This is a genomic window from Saccharothrix mutabilis subsp. mutabilis, from assembly GCF_039521145.1.
Taxonomy (GTDB): domain Bacteria; phylum Actinomycetota; class Actinomycetes; order Mycobacteriales; family Pseudonocardiaceae; genus Actinosynnema; species Actinosynnema mutabilis.
Genome location: NZ_BAAABU010000013.1, coordinates 169515 through 187653, shown reverse-complemented (window position 1 = coordinate 187653; position 18139 = coordinate 169515). Strand labels below are relative to the sequence as shown.

Annotated in this window: 15 protein-coding genes; 10 read left to right on the top strand and 5 right to left on the bottom strand. The window is 73.7% G+C overall.

The window, feature by feature from the left end:
• Positions 1 to 4: 4 nt before the first annotated feature.
• Positions 5 to 1351 (bottom strand): amidohydrolase, encoded by a 1347-nt coding sequence (locus ABD126_RS25570; protein ID WP_343936455.1) that lies wholly within the window; start codon positions 1349 to 1351, stop codon positions 5 to 7.
• Positions 1352 to 1459: 108 nt separating this feature from the next.
• On the opposite strand from ABD126_RS25570, the gene ABD126_RS25565 reads away from it, so the two are divergent.
• Positions 1460 to 2386, top strand: coding sequence for an aldo/keto reductase (locus tag ABD126_RS25565; protein ID WP_343936454.1), 927 nt, complete (start codon positions 1460 to 1462; stop codon positions 2384 to 2386).
• A gap of 4 nt (positions 2387 to 2390) precedes the next feature.
• Here ABD126_RS25565 and ABD126_RS25560 read toward each other — a convergent pair whose 3' ends face one another.
• Complete coding sequence (locus ABD126_RS25560) at positions 2391 to 2984, bottom strand: TetR/AcrR family transcriptional regulator (protein WP_343936453.1); 594 nt, start codon at positions 2982 to 2984, stop codon at positions 2391 to 2393.
• A gap of 109 nt (positions 2985 to 3093) precedes the next feature.
• On the opposite strand from ABD126_RS25560, the gene ABD126_RS25555 reads away from it, so the two are divergent.
• Positions 3094 to 4311 (top strand): amidohydrolase, encoded by a 1218-nt coding sequence (locus ABD126_RS25555; protein WP_343936452.1) that lies wholly within the window; start codon positions 3094 to 3096, stop codon positions 4309 to 4311.
• 324 nt (positions 4312 to 4635) lie between these two features.
• Here the strand turns inward: ABD126_RS25555 and ABD126_RS25550 are convergent, their stop codons facing one another.
• Positions 4636 to 4980 (bottom strand): ArsR/SmtB family transcription factor, encoded by a 345-nt coding sequence (locus ABD126_RS25550; RefSeq protein ID WP_343936451.1) that lies wholly within the window; start codon positions 4978 to 4980, stop codon positions 4636 to 4638.
• Between the two features lie 99 nt (positions 4981 to 5079).
• Between ABD126_RS25550 and ABD126_RS25545 the strand changes: the two genes are divergently transcribed.
• The 8 genes from ABD126_RS25545 to ABD126_RS25510 all read left to right on the top strand — a co-directional run bounded on the left by ABD126_RS25545 (position 5080) and on the right by ABD126_RS25510 (position 16697).
• Complete coding sequence (locus ABD126_RS25545) at positions 5080 to 5805, top strand: SDR family NAD(P)-dependent oxidoreductase (protein WP_343936450.1); 726 nt, start codon at positions 5080 to 5082, stop codon at positions 5803 to 5805.
• 134 nt (positions 5806 to 5939) lie between these two features.
• Positions 5940 to 7025: a hypothetical protein gene (locus tag ABD126_RS25540; RefSeq protein WP_343936449.1), complete on the top strand. Its 1086-nt coding sequence runs from the start codon at positions 5940 to 5942 to the stop codon at positions 7023 to 7025.
• Positions 7022 to 8179, top strand: coding sequence for a trypsin-like serine peptidase (locus ABD126_RS25535; protein ID WP_343936448.1), 1158 nt, complete (start codon positions 7022 to 7024; stop codon positions 8177 to 8179). The genes ABD126_RS25540 and ABD126_RS25535 overlap by 4 nt, the downstream gene beginning before the upstream one ends.
• 4 nt (positions 8180 to 8183) lie before the next feature.
• Positions 8184 to 10094: a trypsin-like serine peptidase gene (locus ABD126_RS25530; RefSeq protein ID WP_343936447.1), complete on the top strand. Its 1911-nt coding sequence runs from the start codon at positions 8184 to 8186 to the stop codon at positions 10092 to 10094.
• Positions 10094 to 13138, top strand: coding sequence for an AAA family ATPase (locus ABD126_RS25525; RefSeq protein WP_343936446.1), 3045 nt, complete (start codon positions 10094 to 10096; stop codon positions 13136 to 13138). The genes ABD126_RS25530 and ABD126_RS25525 overlap by 1 nt, the downstream gene beginning before the upstream one ends.
• A gap of 61 nt (positions 13139 to 13199) precedes the next feature.
• Positions 13200 to 14057: a hypothetical protein gene (locus tag ABD126_RS25520; RefSeq protein ID WP_343936445.1), complete on the top strand. Its 858-nt coding sequence runs from the start codon at positions 13200 to 13202 to the stop codon at positions 14055 to 14057.
• Between the two features lie 117 nt (positions 14058 to 14174).
• Positions 14175 to 15464 carry an acyl-CoA dehydrogenase family protein gene (locus ABD126_RS25515; protein ID WP_343936475.1) on the top strand — a complete coding sequence of 430 codons (1290 nt, stop codon included), beginning with the start codon at positions 14175 to 14177 and terminating at the stop codon, positions 15462 to 15464.
• Positions 15465 to 15482: 18 nt separating this feature from the next.
• Positions 15483 to 16697: an acyl-CoA dehydrogenase family protein gene (locus ABD126_RS25510; protein WP_343936444.1), complete on the top strand. Its 1215-nt coding sequence runs from the start codon at positions 15483 to 15485 to the stop codon at positions 16695 to 16697.
• A 15-nt stretch (positions 16698 to 16712) separates the two neighbouring features.
• Here the strand turns inward: ABD126_RS25510 and ABD126_RS25505 are convergent, their stop codons facing one another.
• Complete coding sequence (locus tag ABD126_RS25505; RefSeq protein ID WP_343936443.1) at positions 16713 to 17450, bottom strand: MBL fold metallo-hydrolase; 738 nt, start codon at positions 17448 to 17450, stop codon at positions 16713 to 16715.
• Positions 17441 to 18130, bottom strand: a complete 690-nt coding sequence (locus ABD126_RS25500) for an MOSC domain-containing protein (RefSeq protein ID WP_343936442.1) — start codon at positions 18128 to 18130, stop codon at positions 17441 to 17443. The genes ABD126_RS25505 and ABD126_RS25500 overlap by 10 nt, the downstream gene beginning before the upstream one ends.
• Positions 18131 to 18139: the final 9 nt, after the last annotated feature.

The following is an 18139-nucleotide window of genomic DNA, read 5'->3' as shown; positions in this document are numbered from 1 at the left end:
TGTTCTAGGCCTCGAACACGACCCGCCCGTCCACGACGGTCATGGCGACGCCGACGTGCGGCAGGTCGGCGGGGTCCACGTCGAGCGGGTTGGTCTCCAGGACGCACAGGTCGGCCGCCTTGCCGACCTCCAGCGTGCCCTTCCACGACTCCGCGCCGTCCTGGTGCGCGGGCAGCACTGTGTAGGCGCGCAGCAGGCGGCGCATCAGGACGCGGCTCGCGGGCAGGTCCAGCCACTGGGCGGCGGCGGCGACCCCGCGCCGCCAGTCCGGGTCGAGCACCGGCGCGTCGGAGCTCAGGCACACCCGCACGCCGCGCTCGAACGCGTCCCGCAGCGGCCACGCGGTGCGCACCACGTCCTCGCCCAGGGCGGCGGCCAGCCAGGGCGCGGTGGTGACCGCGATGCCGGGTTGGGTGTTCAGGCCGATGCCGAGGGCGGGCAGGCGGTCCAGCACGTGCGGCGGGACGAGGTCGCCGTGGATCAGGTAGTGGCGGCCCGCCGGGCCGTGCGCGGCGATCGCGGCGGCCAGGGCGTCGACCACGACCTCGGTGGTCCGGTCGCCGGTGGCGTGCACGCCGATCTGGTGGCCGGCGCGGTGGGCGAGGGTGATCATGGCGCGCAGGTTGGCCTCGCGGTCGGGGTCGTGCTCGCCCTCGACCAGCAGGTGGCCGGAGGTGCCGTCGGCGTAGCAGTGGTGGGTCCAGGCCGACCGCATGGGCGGGATGCCGTCGGCGAAGATCTTCACGCCGGTGACGTTGAGCCAGCGCGGGTCGGCGGTCGGCGGCGCGGTGGCCAGGCCGGATTCGAAGGCCCGGAGTGAGCTGGGGCCGTCCAGTTCGCCGAACAGGCGCAGGACGGTGACGCGGGCGCGCAGTTCGCCCTCGGCGGCCAGGGCGGCGTACTCGTCGAGCACCGCGCTGCCGAAGCAGCCGGTCGGGCCGGCGTCCTCGCCGGGGCCCAGGCCCGGTTCGGTGTAGCTGGTGACGCCGAGCCGGGACAGCAGGTCGCCGGTGTGCAGGATCGCCTTGCGCCGGCCCTCGGCGTCGGTGATCAGGGGTTCGGCGTGCTCGACCGCGCCCTCCGAGCCGAACAGGGTGCGCGGCCACAGCGCGCCCAGCCACGCGCCGTGCAGGTGGGAGTCGTTGACGCCGGGCATGACCGTCCGGCCGCGCAGGTCCACCACGCGGGTGTCCGGGCCGACCAGGTCGGCGACGTCGCCGACCGCGACCACGCGCCCGCCGGCGACGGCCAGCGCGTCGGCCTCGCGGTCGCGGGCGTCGAAGGTCAGCACCGTGCCGCCGGTGAGCACCAGGTCGGCGGGTGGGGGTGTCGGCACGGCGTCCTCCGTCAACGGATGTAGATGAAGCGACCTCATGATGCTTGCTGCGGCGCAAGGGATCAAGGTTTTAGTCTATGTGTGTAGACTAACCCGAACCTTGCGCGGCGAGAGGGAGTGCTCATGGGCGAACAGCGGTGGCCGGTCTTCGGGCTCGGCTCGTGGAACACCTGGGACCGCATGGAGTTCACCGACGCGGTCACGCTGCTGCGGCACGCGGTGGACGCCGGCGCGACCCTGTTCGACGTCGCGCACTACAACATGGGGCCGCACGCCGAGCAGGCGCGCACCGACATCATCTTCGGCGAGGCCGTGCGCGCCGCCGGGATCGGGCGCGACGAGTACCACCTGTGCGGGAAGCTGTGGCTGTGGGAGTACCCGGCGACCGGGTTCGAGGGCCAGCTGACGACCTCGCTGGAGCGCATCGGGGTCGAGCGGTTCGACAGCGTGGTGGTGGGGGACTACCTGTCACCGCCGGACGTGCGGGCCATCGTCACCGACGTCAACGAGCAGATCCGCGCCGGGCGGTTCGCGGTGTGGGGTGTGAACAACTGGGTCGCGAGCGACCTGGCGGCGGCCCTGGACTTCGCCGCCGCCGAAGGGCTGGTGCCGCCGACGTTCGCGCAGCTCAAGTACAGCGTGGCGCGCCGGTCGATGGCCGAGGGCGAGCACTACGGGCCGTGGTTCGAGTCCGGGCGGCTGGTGCTGCAGGCCTCGGACGTGCTGGAGGGCGGCATCCTGGCGGGGCGCAAGTTCCCCGAGCGCAAGATCGGCGCGGACCCCGGCGGCATCCGGGACGCGATCCGCGCGGCGGCCGACGAGGTGGCCCTGGTCGCGGCCCGATTCGACGCGACGCCCGCGCAGGCGGCCATCGCGTTCTGCCTGACCAACCCGGCGGTGGCCAACGTGCTGATCGGCGTGAGCCGGCTCGCGCAGTTGCGGGAGAACCTCGGCGCGCTGCGCCTGGCGACCGATCACGGCGCCGAGCTCCGCGCCGCGCTGGACCCGTTGTGGGCCGACCGCGAGGTGCGTGCCGACGGCTCCTGGTGAACTCCTACGGGCGCGTCAGGCGGTCGAAGAAGGAGTCGAGGTGCGCCTTCTGGAGCTTGCGCGTCGAGAACCGGGGGCCGACCAGGCTCATCACGTTGGCCCCCGCGTTCATCAGCACGATCTCGTCCACCAGCTGCTCGTCCGGCGTCGCGGTGCGGATGTCGCCGTCGGCGCGGCCCTGGCGGATGTGCTCGCGCAGCGCCGCGCGCCACGACCGCAGGTGCTCGGCGTAGCGGTCGTGCAGGCGGCGGTTGCCCAGGGACATGTCCCAGAACGCGAGCAGCACGCGGCCGGCCGTGATCCGCTTCGCGTCCAGCGGCATCGCGCCGTAGCACAGCACGCGCAGCGCCTCCAGGCCCGAGCGGTCGGCGGTCGCGGCGGCGATCTGCGCGTGCACCTGCGAGAGCGCGCGGTCGAACGTGGCCTCGACCAGGGCGTCCTTGCTGGCGAAGTACCGCTTCAGCGCGCCGTTGGCGAACCCGGCGGCGGCGGCGATCTCACGCATCGTCGCCGCCTCGAACCCGCCGCGGACGATGAGTTCCCAGGTCACGTCGACGATGTGTTCCCGCCGCTCGTCGTGGTCGATGACCTTGGGCATGCCGCTCCTCGCCGGTGCGTGTGTCTACATCCGTACTGTATTGGGTCGGCTTGCCGGACTGCATCGGGTCGGCTTGCCGGGTGTGGCGCGGCCGTCGATAGTGATCGGCGTGAACCTCGCCGACCTGTACCGGGACCTCCACCAGCACCCCGAACTGGCCTTCGCCGAAACCCGAACGGCCGCGACCGCCGCCCGCGAACTGCGCGCCGCCGGCTTCGACACCACGGAGGGCGTGGGCGGGACGGGCGTGGTGGGCGTCCTGCGCAACGGCGACGGCCCGACGGTCCTGCTGCGCGCGGACATGGACGCGTTGCCGGTGCGGGAGAAGACCGGCCTGCCCTACGCGAGCACCGCCGTGGCCGACCGCGACGGCGAGCAGGTGCCGGTGGCGCACGCGTGCGGCCACGACGTGCACGTGACGTGCCTGATCGGTGCGGCGCGGCAGTTGGCCGCCGGGCGCGACGGGTGGCGCGGCACGGTGCTCGCCGTCTTCCAGCCCGCCGAGGAGGTGGGCGGGGGAGCGGAGGCGATGGTCGAGGACGGCTTGTTCGACCGGTTCGGCAAGCCCGACGTCGTGCTGGGGCAGCACGTGGCCCCGATCCCCGCGGGGGTGCTGGGCGTGCGGCCGGGTCCGGCGTTCGCGGCGGCGGACACCGTGCGGGTGGTCCTGCACGGGCGCGGCGGGCACGGGTCCCGGCCGGAGGCGGCGGTCGACCCGGTGGTCATGGCGGCGGCGACGGTGCTGCGGCTCCAGACCGTGGTGTCGCGGGAGATCGCGGGCGGGGACACGTGCGTGGTGACGGTCGGTGCGATGCGGGCGGGCACGGTGGCCAACATCATCCCCGACGACGCCGAACTGCTGCTCAGCGTGCGCAGTTTCGACCCGGTGGTGCGGTCGCGGGCGTTGGACGCGATCGAGCGCATCGTGCGGGCGGAGGCGGCGGCGTCCGGCGCGCCCCGGGAGCCCGAGGTGACCGTGCTGACCAGTTTTCCGGCGGCGGTCAACGATGCGGCGGCTGCCGGCCGGGTCGGGGAGGCGTTGGCTGCCGTGGTGGGGGCGGACCGGGTGGTGGATCCGGGGCCGGTGACCGGGAGCGAGGACGTGGGGGTTTTCGCTACGGCGGCCGGGGTGCCGTTGGTGTACTGGCTGTTGGGTGGGGCTGATCCGGCGGCGTTCGCCGGGGCTGCGACGTTTGACGAGCTTCGGCATGTGGCGGCGACCATCCCGGCGAATCATTCGCCGTTGTTCGCGCCGGTGATCTCGCCGACTTTGGATGTCGGCGTCGCCTCTCTTGTTGCTGCCGCTCGGTCGTGGATGCCTGTTTGAGCGCTTCAAGCGGTCGCTTCGCTCTCAAGCTGACGCGCTGACGCGCTCTCAAGATCAAAAGCTAAAAGCGGCTGGGGAGGCCTCCAGTGGGGGGAAGGGCCTGCGTGTTCCCCACCGCATGACCTGGCGGAGCCGACCACAGATTGCCGGGGTCGGTCGAAAAACTTTTGCTCGTTCCTCGCAAAACTTTTTGGCCCGACCCCGGCAATCTGTGGTAGCCCTTCGGGCAGGTCATACGGTGGGGAACACGGAGGCCCCTTGTGGCTGGGAGCCCGGCCGCGCGGAGCGCGGCGGAGAGGCTTGCCGTTGGCTGCGTTGGCGTGCCTAGGTGTCTTGTAGGCCTACGTGGTCGCCTACCTCGTCCTGGGTGGCTGCGGCCAGTACTGCGTCCAGCAGGTTGGGGAAGCGGGTGTCCAGGTCTGCTCGGCGCAGGGTCAGGTAGCAGCGGGTGCCCTCGTTGCGGCTGTGGACCACGCCGGCTGCTCGCAGGGTGCGGATGTGGTGGCTCAGGGTCGACTTCGCCACCGGTGCGCAGAACTCGCCGAAGTTGCGCTCCTCCCCGTCGGCCAGCAGGCGGACCAGGCCCAGGCGCAGCGGGTCGCTCAGCGCCGCCATCACGTCGGGCAGGCGCAGCTGCTCGACGGTCGGGTCGGTCTCCTTGTGGCGCACGAACCCGATGGTAGCTGTTCGATGATTTGCGAACATCGAACGATGGGCACTAGGTTGATGTTCGATAGTCACCGAACATCGAACAAACTGGGGTGGTCCGTGGAACTCAAGGGGCAGGTCGCGCTGGTCACCGGCAGCACGGCGGGCATCGGGCGGGAGACCGCGCGGGTGCTGGCTCGGGCCGGGGCCGAGGTCGTCGTGACCGGGCGGGACGCCGGGCGTGGTGCCGAGACCGTGCGGGAGATCGAAGAGGAGGGTGGGGTCGCCCGGTTCGTCGAGGCGGACATGGGGGACCTCGACGCCGTGCGCCGGCTGGCCACCGAGGTCGGGGAGGTCGACATCCTGGTCAACAACGCGGGCGTCTACCCGTTCGCGCCCACCGTCGAGCAGACGGTCGAGGACTACGACCTCATGTTCGACGTCAACGTGCGCGCCCTGTTCTTCCTCACCGCCGCCCTCGCGCCGGGCATGGTGGCCAAGGGGTCGGGCAGCATCGTCAACATTTCCACCATGGTCACCGCGGTCGGCATCCCCGGCGCCGCCGTCTACGGCGCGACCAAGGCCGCCGTCGAGTCGTTGACCCGCACGTGGGCGGTGGAGTTCAAGGGCGTCCGGGTCAACACGGTCTCGCCCGGACCGGTGATCACCGACACCGTGCTCGCGATGAACCCCGGCGTGGCCGAGCAGGTCGGCAAGGCCACCTTGCTGGGACGGGTCGCGCAGCCCGCCGAGATCGCCGAAGCGGTGCTGTTCCTGGCCTCGCCGCGCGCGAGCTACGTCACCGGGCAGAACCTGGTCGTGGACGGCGGCCACAACATCATCTGAAAGGCTTACCGGCGGTGATGGATACGTTCGCCTGAACGGGTGAACCTGTTCCGCCAATGGTAATACGCCGGGTGGACGTGGCGAGGACCGGAGTGACGGCGAGTCACACGCCGTGACGGCAGGAGGTCCTCGCCATGGACACGAAGGAAAATGGTGCGCGCGGGGTTGCGGTCGACGCGGACGCGGTCAAGAAGGCGGCCGAGGCGGACGCGGTCAAGAGGGCGGCCGAGGCGGAGAAAGCGGCGGCGGACGCCCGGGCCGCGCGGGTCGCGGCCGACCGCGCCGAGCGGGACAGGTGGGCGGCGCTGGTTCCCGACCTGTCCAAGGTGCAGCTCGGGTCGACCACGGTGTCCGGTGACCAGGCCGTTCGTGGCGGCGCGCTGGCGTTGCGGGCGTTGGACGACGCCGCCGCCAAGGTCGCGGAGGTGGTCGCGGGCCTCCGGCCGTCCGGGCCGGTGCTGGTCACCGGGGACGTGGACCTGGCGGGCGGTGTGGCCGCGCATCGGGCGGTCATGGGCGGTGTCGAGCGGCTGACGCGGGCCGCCGACGAGCTGCTGAAGACGGTTCAGCCCTCCATGCAGGAGGCGGTGGGGGTGCTCGGCGTGGGGGCGCTCGTGGCGCAGGCGGTGCCGGCGTTGATGCAGCTCACGTCCAGCAAGCGGACCGTGACCACCGCTGCCGTGCCGGCTGACGACCTCGCCTCCGCCGCCTGTGTGATGGGCCAGTTGGTGGCGAAGAACGTGGTGGTGCGGCACGACGACTTCCGGATGCCCGTTGCGACCCGCGTCGAGGCCGCGTTGGCGGCGCTGGACGACCGGCGCAAGGAGGTCGCCGAGCGCATCGACCGGCTCGGCGGCGCGCAGGAGGCGGAGCGCGACGAGCTGAAGTCGTTCCTCGCCTCGGTTGACACCTTCCTGGCCGCCGTCACCGCCGTCCCGGCCGGCGCGACGCGCTCGCCGTGGGCGGACGCCTGCCTGCACGACGCGCTGCACGACGGGTCGGTGGACCACGTGGTGCTGGTCAAGGGCGCGGCCGGCACGACCACCCAACTGGTGAACGACCGGCCGATCGGCCGGGACGACGTATCACTGGTGGCCGACGTGAGCATCACGTACCTGGTGCTGCGCCTCGCCGACAACCGCCTGGTGGCGGCCGGCGCGGCGGCGGGCACCGCCACGATGACCGGCAAGATCGGGAAACGACTGCGGGTGACGCCATGACCGACGCCAGGAACTACCTCCACCTGCTGGGCCAGGGCCGCGGTGCGGCGCGGCTGGAGAGCGTCGGCGGCGCGCCCGGCACCCCGCCGCCCAAGTCCGAACTGCTCGACAAGCTCGAAGCCGAGATCGCCTGGGTGGAGCGCAAGACCGGGGTCCGGGCCGACGAGGACGCCAAGCGCGCCCTGCTGGACAACGCCAACGAGGCGATCAGCCACCTCTACGGCGACGGCGTCGACGCGTCGCTGGGCGAGGACGAGATGTCCGGGCTGGAGGCGGTCGTGCGGGCGGACGGGTCGCGGCCCGTGCTGTTCGTCGAGGACGACTTCGTGGACTTGCAGACCCCCTCGCTGGGGCTGTTCGCGCCCTCGCTGTCGCGGGTGTCGGACGCCGTGCGGGACGTGTGCCGGTCGGTGGGCCGGGTGGACGACCCGTCGCCGGAGGTCCGGCTGGGCTACCACGGCACCGCCTGGGTCGTCGGCGACGGCCTGGTGGCCACGAACTTCCACGTGCTGCAAGCCATCGCGCCCGGCGGTGTGCGCAGCGACGGCCGGTTCCAAGGGCGGCTCAAGACCGGCGTGTCCGTCCACTTCGGACACGAGGTGCGCGATCCGCTGCCCGAGCGCCGGTTCCCCGTCCGCCGGGTCGTCGCGGTCGGCCGCGAGGGTGACGCCGGCACCCGGCACCCGGACTTCCCGGAGCTGAACTTCGGCGGCCTGGACCTCGCGATCCTGGAGCTGGAACCGGTGCCCGGCCGCCCCTTCCCCGCCCCGGTCAAGGTGGCCCGCGGCGACGACCCGGTGAGCATGGGCGGGCTCGCGACCCGCGGGCGCGGCGTCTACCTGGTCGGCTACCCGGGCGGGTCCACCTCGCCGGACCTGTTCGCGAGCATCTTCGCGGGCGTGCGCGGCTTCAAGCGGCTCGCCCCCGGCGCGATCATGGCCGGCGCGGGCGAGGTCGCCCACGACCCGAAGGGCTGGATCCTCACCCACGACATCAGCACGCTGGGCGGCAACTCCGGCTCGGCGCTGGTGGACCTCGACGGTGACGGCCGGACCGTGCTGGGCCTGCACTTCGCGGGCAACCACCTGCGGGAGAACTGGGCGCACGCGGCCGAGCGGATCACCTCCGACCTGGACGCGGCGGTGGGGGTGTAGTGCGGTGGCGGCGCCGGTGGACGAGGGTCGCTGGGACCCCGGGTTGGTCGCGCTGGCGCACGCGGTCAAGCTGGACGACCCCGTCCTGCTCGACCGCGTGTGGGAGCCGCTGCGCCTGGCGCACGGCATCCACCTGCGCCGCGACACCGGGGCCGACCCGTTCGAGTTCGCGGCCGAGGCGCTGCACGTCGCCGAGGGGCGCGGGCTGCTGCGCCGGCTGGCCATCGACCTGATCAACGACGAGCTGGTGCTGCCCGGGTTCGAGGAGCGGCTGACCGCGCTGCTCGGGGCGACGGCGTTCAACCTCCAGCTGTTCGTCAACGGCGACTTCACGCCCAAGAGCGCGCTGGTGTCGGCCCGCCGGTTCCTCGACAGCTGCGACCGGGTGTGCCGCATCGACATCGACGGCCGGCACCGCGGCACCGGCGTGCTCGTGCGGCCCACACTGGTCGCCACCGCCGCGCACGTCGTCGCGGAGCTGGTGCGGGCCGAGAACGGCGTGATGACCGCGGTCGAGGGCAGCCGGGAGAAGCTCGGGCTGACCTTCGGCTACGCCGAGGACTACCTGCCCCCGCCGGCCGCCGACTCGCGCGGCGCGGCCGGTCTCCAGGCGGTGCCCGACCAGGTTCGCGTGTTCGAGGGCGAGCAGGCGGAGCTGCACGCGCGGTGGCTCGCGTGGTGCAGCCTGCCCACGGCGTCGGAACGGCTGGGGTTGCCGGACGTCCGCGACATCTCCGGCATCACCGAGACCGACGGCCCGTGGGACCTGGCCCTGATCCGGCTGGCGCAGCCGCGCCGCGTGGACCGGCGGACCCGGCTGGGCGCGCAGCCGCCGGGCGAGCCGTTCCCGGTGCACGTCCTGCACCACCCGGGCCGGGCCAGCGGCGCCGCCGAGCCCCTGCTGTGGTCGATCGGGCAGCTCGACGAGCAGCTCGGCGCGCCCGCCGTGCGGTACCTGCACGACGCGAACACCGTGGCCGGCTCGTCGGGCGCGCCGCTGTTCGACGACGAGTGGCGGGTGGTGGCCCTGCACCAGGGCGGCGGGCGGACGTTGCAGGCCGTCGCGGACGCGCGGGGCGTGCAGGCGGAGGCGCGCAACCGGGCGGTGCCGGTGTGCCGGTGGCTGGCCAAGCTGGACGAGCTGGAGGACGTGGTGCCCTACCTCCAGGAGGTGCGCGGCCCGGCCGGTCCGCGGCGGGTCGTGGGTCGCCGGGGCACGCAGGAACGGCTGTGGCGGGCGTTGCGCGAGGGCGCGCCGGCCGAGGACCGGCTGCTGATCGTGCGCGGCGAGCCGGACACCGGGCTGCGGTTCACCAAGCGGCTGGTGGGGGAGTACGTGCGCACGCACAGCGACGGTGTCGTGGTGGCGCTGGACGTGGCCAACGCGCTGGCCACCGACGCGGCCGGGTTCGCCGAGCACATCGCGGGCACGCTGTCGGCCGAACTCGACGCGACGTGCGGCGCGGCGGTGACCACCGGGCAGAGCCGGGTCCGCAACGGGATCGCGCCCCGGCTGGGCGCGGCGCTGGACGGCGTGGGCGGCCGGCGCGCGGTGTGGCTGGTGTTCGAGGGGTTCGACCGGGCGCGGGTCAGCGACCAGCACGGGATCGACAACCTGCTGCTGACGTTGATCGGGGCGCTGCCGGACTACCGGACCGTGCGGCTGGTGATGGTGTCGTGGCAGCAGACCCCGCCCGAGCGGTTCGCGCTGTCGGTGGAGGACCTTCAGCCGCCCACTGCCGAGGACGTGGCGTACGCGCTGGTCGGGCCGGGTGGCGCGCCGGGGCCGGACGACGTGGCGTTCGCGGGGTTCGCGCTGGAGCGGGCCAAGGCGGGCGGGCTGACCGGGTACCGGGCGGCGACCAAGGCCATCGACCTGGTGTCGAACATGCTGAAGGCCCGCGAGGTGGCGTGATGGCCGCCCACGGACCCGGGCTCGACCCCGCCGCCGCGGTGGGCGGGACGGACGCCGACCGGTTGCTGGAGGCGTTCCTGGCGCGGCGGTCGGCGGCGGAGCGGGAGGCGTTGGTGCGGCGGTTGGCCCCGCCCGAGCCGCCGCCGGTCGCCGAGGGCGCGGTGCGCGCGGTGCGGGACCGGGCCGCGCTGTCGGGGGCGGTCGCGCCGCGTGACCTGGTGCGCGGGTTGTCCGCCGAGGAAGCCGACCGGGTGCTGGACGTCGTGGCGATCGACTTCGACCGCGCGCTGGTCGGCGGCGACTGGCGGTGGACCATGCGCAGCGGGCCGCGCGAGGAGGCCCTGACCCGGCTCGCCGCGGCCAACGGGGTGGCCGCGGCGCTGGAGGACGCCGCCCGGGTCCCGACCGACGAAGCCGGGCGGACGTTGCGCGACCTGGCCGCCACCGGGCGGGACGGCGTGCGCGAGCTGTTCCGCCGCCTCGCCCGGGAACAGCGCGACGACCGGGCGATCCTCCAGGCGCTGACGTGGGCCGCGCCGCTGGGCGGGCGGCAGGGCTACCTGGCCGAGGCCCGCAGGCGTGCCGGGCTGATGGCCGTCCGGGACAGCTACGCGACCCTGCTCGACATGGGCGTCCACGGCCGCGACCGCGAGCTGGCGGTGTTGCGGGACTTCGTGTGCGCGCCCGCCGACCCGGCCGGCCCGGTGCCGGTGCTGGCGGTCACCGGGGTGGGCGGCGCGGGCAAGTCGACGCTGCTGGCCGCGCTGGTGCGGCCGTACCTGGAGCGGCAGCTCGACGCCGACGCCCCGGACGGGCCGATCGCCGTGGTGATCGACTTCGACCGGGTGGTGTTCCGGGTCAACGCCGAGCTGGAGCTGTCCTTCGAGGTCACCCGCCAACTGGGCTGGGCCGCCCCGGTCGCCTCCGCCGACTTCTCCGCCCTGCGCCACCAGGCCCGCGAGGAGCGCCGCCAGGTGCGCACCGACCTCGCCGTGGAGTCGGTGGAGACCGACGTGCGCACGGCGACCGGGTTCGAGCTGGAGGCGCGGGTCCTGCTGGACCTGCACTCGCTGCGCGGGCGGACCGTCGTGCTGGTGCTGGACACGTTCGAGGAGTGGCAGCGCGACCGCCCGGTGGCCGGGGCGCGGCGCGGCGGGTGGAACGACCCGGAGCGGCGCATCCAGGAGTGGATCTGGCGGTTGCGGCACGAGATGGGGCTCGACGGCCTGCGGGTCATCGTGTCCGGTCGCGCTCCGGTGTCCACGATGGACGACCTGGTCATGGTGCCGCCGCTGGAGTTGGGCGACCTCGACGCCGACGCGGCGGTCCGCGTGGTCACCGGGTTCGGCGTGGACCGGGACGCGGCCGGCGTGGTGGCCCGCGCGGTCGGCGGCAACCCGTTGGCGCTGCGCGTGGCGGCCCGGTTCTACGGCAAGCTGTCGCGCGCCGAGCGCCGCCGGTTCGTGGCCACGGCGCACGAGACCCACCCCGGCCTGGACGACGAGCTGCGCGCCGCCGTGCTCTACGACCGGTTCCTGGCCCACATCCGCGACGACCGCGTGCGCCGGCTCGCCCACCCCGGCCTGGTGCTGCGCCGGGTGACACCCGCCCTGGTCCGGCACGTCCTCGCGCCGCACTGCGGGATCGACCTGGCCGACGGCGACGAGCACGCCCTGGTCGACCTGCTCGGCGACGAGGTGTGGCTGGTCGCGGCGGCCCACGACGGCCTGCGCCACCACCCCGAGGTGCGGCGGGCGATGCTGCGCATGATGTCCGGCGACCCCCGGCACGGCCACCGCGTCCGCGCGATCCACCGCGCCGCCGCCGACTGGTACGCCTCGGGCCGCGACGAGCACCTGCGCGACGACGCGGCCGGCGCCGAGGCCCTGTACCACCTGCTGATGCTGGAGGACGGTCGGCGGCCGGTCACCGAGGTCCTGGGCGGGCGCTTCCCGCCGCCGGGCGGCGACTTCCACCCGCGCGTGGCCGCGCAACTGCGGGCGCTGCGCGGCGAGGACCTGACCGACGAGGAGGCCTTGGAGCTGCCCGCCGAGGTGTGGAACCCGTGGCTGGCCGCGCACGGCGCGCACCTGCTCGCCGACGGCCTGGCCGAGCACGCGTTGCGCCTGTTCGAGGACCGCCTGCGCCGCCGGGGTGACGCGGTCGAGCCGGAGTGGCTCGCGCGGGCCTACTGCGACGCGGCGCGCTGGCGGCAGTACTGGCCGACGGCGGCCCGGGTGCCCGGCGGCGCGCGGGTGGACCGCTTCGCCCTGATCGACGCGCTGGCCTCCCACGACCCCGACGACCTGGCCGAGTACGACCGCCGCGTCGACGCCCTGCGCGGAACCGACCTGGACCGCTTCCTGGCCGCCGGCGGCCGGTTCCTGCTCCTGTTGCGCGGCAGGGACTCCGGTCGACCCGGGCGCGAACGCGACCGGTACCCGGTGGACGAACTGCGCCGGGCCGTCGTGCGGGCGGCGGCCGGCGAGGCGACCGTCCTGCACGGCCTGTCCGGCCTGTTCCGGCCCGACCCGGCGTGGCTGCGCGACTGGACCAGGCTGGTCGGCGGGCCGGACCCGGCGGCCGACCTGCCCACCGTCGCGTGGTCGCTGCGCAGCGACGAACTGCTGGGCGAGTGGTCCGCCCGCTTCGCCCGCACCTGGCCGCGCGCGCGGATCGTCCCGTCCCGCCTGACCCCCGACCTGGTGCACGTGCTGCGCGGCGACAACCCCGAGCTGCGCCCGGCGGTCCGGCTGGCGGCCGGGGCGGTGGCCGACCACCTGGGCGTCCGGGCGGTGGCGGAGGCGGCGGCCGAGGTGCTGCCCGTCCCGACCGCCGACTTCCACCCGGACGCGCTGTCCGACGCGGTGGAACACGCGGCGATCGTCCAACTGGTCGAGTACGTGGACCGGTCGGGCGTCCTGCGGCCCTTCCTGGCCGGCCTGCACGAGCGCCACCCCGCGTCGGGCCTGGTCCGGGACGTCCACGAGGCCTTCGAGGCGTGGGACGACGCCCACGAGCACCTGCTCTCGCGGCTGGTGTAGCAACCCCGGGCGGTCCCAGGCGTCTCGGACGGTAAAACCCGACTTCCCTTGCGAGGTCCGCGTGATCCGTCCGCTTGTCCTGGCCGCGCTGACGGCCGCCGCCACCCTCTTGACCGCCACCCTGTCGGCCGTCACCCCCGCCCACGCCGCGATCCCCGGTGACGAGGTCGTCTGGTCCGACCCCGCCGGACCGACCTCCGCCACCAGCCGCATCAACTCCGTGTCCTGCCCGTCGGGCAAGCAGCTCATCGGCGCCCGCGCCTTCACCCGGGGCGCGCCCCGGGACACCCTGGTCACCGCCCTCATCCCCACCGCCACCGCCGCCGTCGCCCTGGCCCGCGAGGACGAGGACGGCACCGACCGGGAGTGGAGCCTGATCGTGGAGGCGGTGTGCGCGCTGCCCGTCCCGGGGCACCAGATCCTCGTCCAGCACTCGGACACCACCTCGACCAACAAGCAGGTCCGCGCCACCTGCCCCGCCGGCAAGAAGCTGCTGACCGCCGGCTGGAACACCCAGGGCGAGGGCCAGGTCTGGGTGAACCAGGTGTCCTTCGCCTCCGACCTGACCAGCGTCGCCGTGACCGGCATGGAGGACCCCGACGGGTACGCGGGCACGTGGCGGCTCTCGACCTACGCGGTGTGCGCCGACCCGTTGCCGGGTCAGAGCGTGCACACCGCGGCCTCGGTCACCGACCAGTCGGACAAGATGTTCGACGTCCGCTGCGAGTCGCACCAGCGGTGGCTGGCGGCGGGGTGGTCGTTCATCGCCGCCGGCGGCGTGACGCCGGCGGGCCAGGTGTCGCCGAACCTGTGGGCGATCGGGACGTCGTGGTTCCAGCTCAACGCGTGGGAGGACGACGACGGTTTCGCCCACGACTGGTACGCCGTGGGCCGGGCGGTGTGCGTGAACCGGGTGTGAGCCGGCAGGGACTCCCGTATCTACTCCCGAGTAGGTTACTCTGAAGTAGATAGTCGTCGGGTGTGGAACAGGGGAGTCGCGGTGGCGAGTACCACGGGGCAGGGCAGGCGGGACCCGATGGGGATGGCGTTGGCCGTCCTCAACCGGGTCGCCGCGTCGGACGTGCTGGACCGGTTCGGGCTGCGCAAGCCGGTCGAGCGCGGGGTGTACGAGGCGACCAGGAGCGGGTTTCGCACCGTCGCCGCCGCCGGCCGCCGGTTCGGCGCGGTGCAGAAGCTCGGCAAGCCCGCGCGGCTGCCGAACCGCCCCGAGCAGGGGCTGTTCGACATCACGCCGACCGACGAGCAGCAGATGATGACCGAGATGCTGCGCGAGTTCGCCGCCGAACAGCTCCGCCCGGTCGCCGGGGACGCGGACACCGCGTGCGCCGCGCCGCCGGAGGTCCTGGCCGCGATGAACGAGCTGGGCGTGAGCCTGGTCGGCGTCCCGGAGGAGCTGGGCGGCGCGGGCAGCGAGCGGTCGGCGGTCAGCGGCGTGCTCATCGCCGAGGCCCTGGCCCACGGCGACATGGGTCTCGCGGTGGCGTGCCTCGCGCCCGCCGCCGTGAGCACCGCGCTGACCCTGTGGGGCGACGCCGGGCAGCAGTCGACGTACCTGCCCGCGTTCACCGGCGACGACGTGCCCGCCGCCGCGCTGACCATCCAGGAGCCGCACCCGCTGTTCGACCCGTTCGCCTTGCGCACCAAGGCGCACCGGTCCGGCGGCGGGTACGTGCTCAACGGCGTCAAGGCCATGGTGCCCAACGCCGCGAAGGCCGAGCTGTTCGTGGTGGCCGCCGACCTCGCCGGTCGCGGTCCCGCGCTGTTCCTGGTCGAGTCCGGCACGCCGGGCCTGACCGTCGAGGCCGACCCCGGCATGGGGTTGCGCGCGGCCGGCATGGGCCGGCTGCACCTGGACGACGTGACCCTGCCCGCGACCGCGTTGCTGGGTGACGAGAAGTCCTACGCGGACTGCGTGCGGCTGTCGCGGCTGGGCTGGTGCGCGCTGGCCGTGGGCACCGGGCAGGCCGTGCTGGACTACGTGATCCCGTACGTCAACGACCGGGTCGCGTTCGGCGAGCCGATCAGCCACCGGCAGGGCGTCGCGTTCTCCGTCGCCGACATCGCGATCGAGCTGGAGGGCATGCGCCTGGTCACCTACCGCGCGGCCGGCCGCGCCGAGCAGGGCAAGCCGTTCGCCCGGGAGACCGCGCTGGCGCGGGCGCTGTGCGCGGACAAGGGCATGAAGATCGGCCTGGACGGGGTGCAGCTGCTGGGCGGGCACGGGTTCGTCAAGGAGCACCCGGTCGAGCGGTGGTACCGGGACCTGCGTGCGGTCGGGTTGGCCGAGGGCGTCGTCCTCGTCTGACGGGGCGGAGAGGGAATCATGATCAACCTGGAAGTTCCGAAGAAGTTCGAGCAGCTCGTCGACCAGGCGCACCAGGCCGCCGCCGAGTTCCTGCGGCCCAACTCCCGCAAGTACGACGAGGCCGAGCACACCTACCCCAAGGAACTGGACATGCTCGCCGCGCTGCTGGACGGCCTGTCCGCGGCCGGCGGCGGGGCCAGCGCGGGCGGTGTGCGGCGCGGCGGTTCGTCCGCGGACAAGTCCAAGCAGGGCAACCGCAACGGCTCGAACCTCCAGCTGCTGCTGGGCACCATCGAGATGTGCTGGGGCGACGTCGGCCTGCTGCTGAGCATGCCGCGCCAGGGCCTGGGCAACGCGGCGATCGCGTCGGTGGCCAACGACGAGCAGCTCAAGCGGTACCAGGGCAAGTGGGCCGCGATGGCGATCACCGAGCCGGACACCGGTTCGGACTCCGGCGCCATCCGCACCACCGCGGTGAAGGACGGCGACCACTACGTCCTCAACGGCGAGAAGATCTTCGTCACGGCGGGGGAGCGCGCGGACTGCGTGGTGGTGTGGGCGACCCTGGACCGGTCGCTGGGCAAGGCGGCGATCAAGTCGTTCGTGGTCGACCGCGGCACGCCGGGCTTCGAACTGGTGCGGCTGGAGCACAAACTGGGCATCCGCGCCTCGGACACCGCGCACTTCCGCCTGGACAACGTGCGGGTGCACAAGGACAACCTGCTGGGTAGCCCGGAGATCAACACCGAGCAGGGCTTCGCCGGCGTCATGCAGACCTTCGACAACACCCGCCCGCTGGTGGCCGCGATGGCCGTCGGCGTCGCGCGGGCGGCGCTGGAGGAGACCAGGAGGGTGCTGGCGGAGGCGGGCGTGGAGGTCGACTACGACCGACCGGCCGGCTCGCAGCACGCGGCGGCGGCGAAGTTCCTGAAGCTGGAGGCCGACTGGGAGGCCGCGTACCTGCTGGCGCTCCAGGCGGCGTGGATGGCCGACAACCGCAAGCCCAACTCGCTACAGGCGTCGATGGCCAAGGCGAAGGCGGGCCGGACGGGCTCGGACGTGACCCTGGGCTGCGTCGAACTGGCCGGCGCGGCGGGGTACAGCGAGACGTCGCTGCTGGAGAAGTGGGCGCGGGACTCGAAGATCCTGGACATCTTCGAGGGCACGCAACAGATCCAGCAGTTGATCGTGGCGCGACGGCTGCTGGGCAAGTCGTCCGCCGAGCTGAAGTGACCGCACCCCCGCGCCTCACCTCAGGGCTGCGTCGACCATCCCGCTGAGCGGACCGCGTGCCAGGCCGCCGTGACCCGGGACCAGGGTGTCGGCCGGGACCTCGCGCAAGGAGGCGATGGCGTCCGCGGTGCCCTGCTCGGAGGTGTTGAACACCTCGGGCAGGCGCTGCGGGCCCTCGCCGCGCCGGGATGTCGGGTGGCCGGTCACCAGTGCGTCGCCGCTGAACAACACGCCCGTCGAAGGCATCAGGTACGCCGTGTGCCCGCTGGTGTGCCCCGGCGTCGGCACCGCCACCAGACCGCCCGGCACGTCCAGCGGCACGTTCGGCGGCACCACGCCCACCTCGCGCAACGACATCCTGATCCGCGGGAACACCGCGCGGACCGTGTCGAGCACCCAACGGCGGCTCGGCGCGTGCCCGCACAGCCGCAGCATCTCCACCGGCGTGATCTGCTCCAGGTACTCCCGCCGCGCGTGCCGCGCCTCCTCCGCCCCCGTCAGCACCGGCGTGCCGAACCGGTCCACCATGGCCGGCACGCCGCCGATGTGGTCCAGGTGCGCGTGGGTCAGCAGGATCGCCGTCACGTCCTCCGGCCGGCGGCCGATCGCGGTGATGGAGGCCAGCAGGGCGGCGGAGTCGTTGAGGTAGCCGGTGTCCACCAGGGTCAGCGCCGTCCCGTCCGACACCAGCGCCCAGTTGACGTTGGTCCCGGTGACCATGTGGACCCGGTCGTTCACGCGGATCACGTGCACAGCGCCACCTCGTCGCCCACCGCGAACCCGCCGGGCACGAGCACCCGGGCCAGCACGCCCAGCTTGTTGTCGTGCGCGTCGGCGATCTTGCGCAGCACGTCGGAGGACCGCGGCAGCCCGCGCTGCTCCTCGTTGACCATGACGCACCGCTCGCTGGAGCGCACCACCTCCAGCCGCACCCCGCCGACGGTCAGCTCCCGGCCCAGCCACGCGTCCTCCACGAACGGCGGCGTGCCCGGCGGCGTGCGCACGACGACGTTGGGCCGGAACCGGCGCTCGTCCACCGCGACACCCGGCAGCGCCTGCCCGAACCACTCCAGCGTCGCGGTGCTCAGCACGCTCACCGGCAGCTCGTCGAAGTGCGACACCGCGCCCTCGCGCACCAGGGACACGTCGTCGCGCCCGAGCCAGGCCCGCAGGCCCTCCCCGGTCAACGCCGACCCGTCCGGGTCGAGCACCTCGACGCCGTCGCCGGTGTACCGCGACCGCAACGCCAGCAGGCCGGGCATCCGCCGGAACCGGCGGCTGTTCTTGCCCGACCCGAACTTGCCGTCCGCGTCCCGGACCGCCCACAGCCGGTCGCCGACCAGCCCGCGCTCCTCGACCTCGACCCGGTCCACCGGCTCGCCCCCGGTCGACTTCACCGGGTACCGCCACACGCTCTCGACCACTCCCAGCACCACGTCACC

What these genes read in the sequence shown, in the direction of transcription:
- ABD126_RS25565 (WP_343936454.1), top strand. Translation starts at nt 1,460, where the DNA reads ATGGGCGAACAGCGGTGGCCGGTCTTCGGGCTCGGCTCGTGGAACACC.
- ABD126_RS25560 (WP_343936453.1), bottom strand. Translation starts at nt 2,984, where the DNA reads ATGCCCAAGGTCATCGACCACGACGAGCGGCGGGAACACATCGTCGAC.
- ABD126_RS25540 (WP_343936449.1), top strand. Translation starts at nt 5,940, where the DNA reads ATGGACACGAAGGAAAATGGTGCGCGCGGGGTTGCGGTCGACGCGGAC.
- ABD126_RS25535 (WP_343936448.1), top strand. Translation starts at nt 7,022, where the DNA reads ATGACCGACGCCAGGAACTACCTCCACCTGCTGGGCCAGGGCCGCGGT.
- ABD126_RS25525 (WP_343936446.1), top strand. Translation starts at nt 10,094, where the DNA reads ATGGCCGCCCACGGACCCGGGCTCGACCCCGCCGCCGCGGTGGGCGGG.
- ABD126_RS25515 (WP_343936475.1), top strand. Translation starts at nt 14,175, where the DNA reads ATGGGGATGGCGTTGGCCGTCCTCAACCGGGTCGCCGCGTCGGACGTG.
- ABD126_RS25510 (WP_343936444.1), top strand. Translation starts at nt 15,483, where the DNA reads ATGATCAACCTGGAAGTTCCGAAGAAGTTCGAGCAGCTCGTCGACCAG.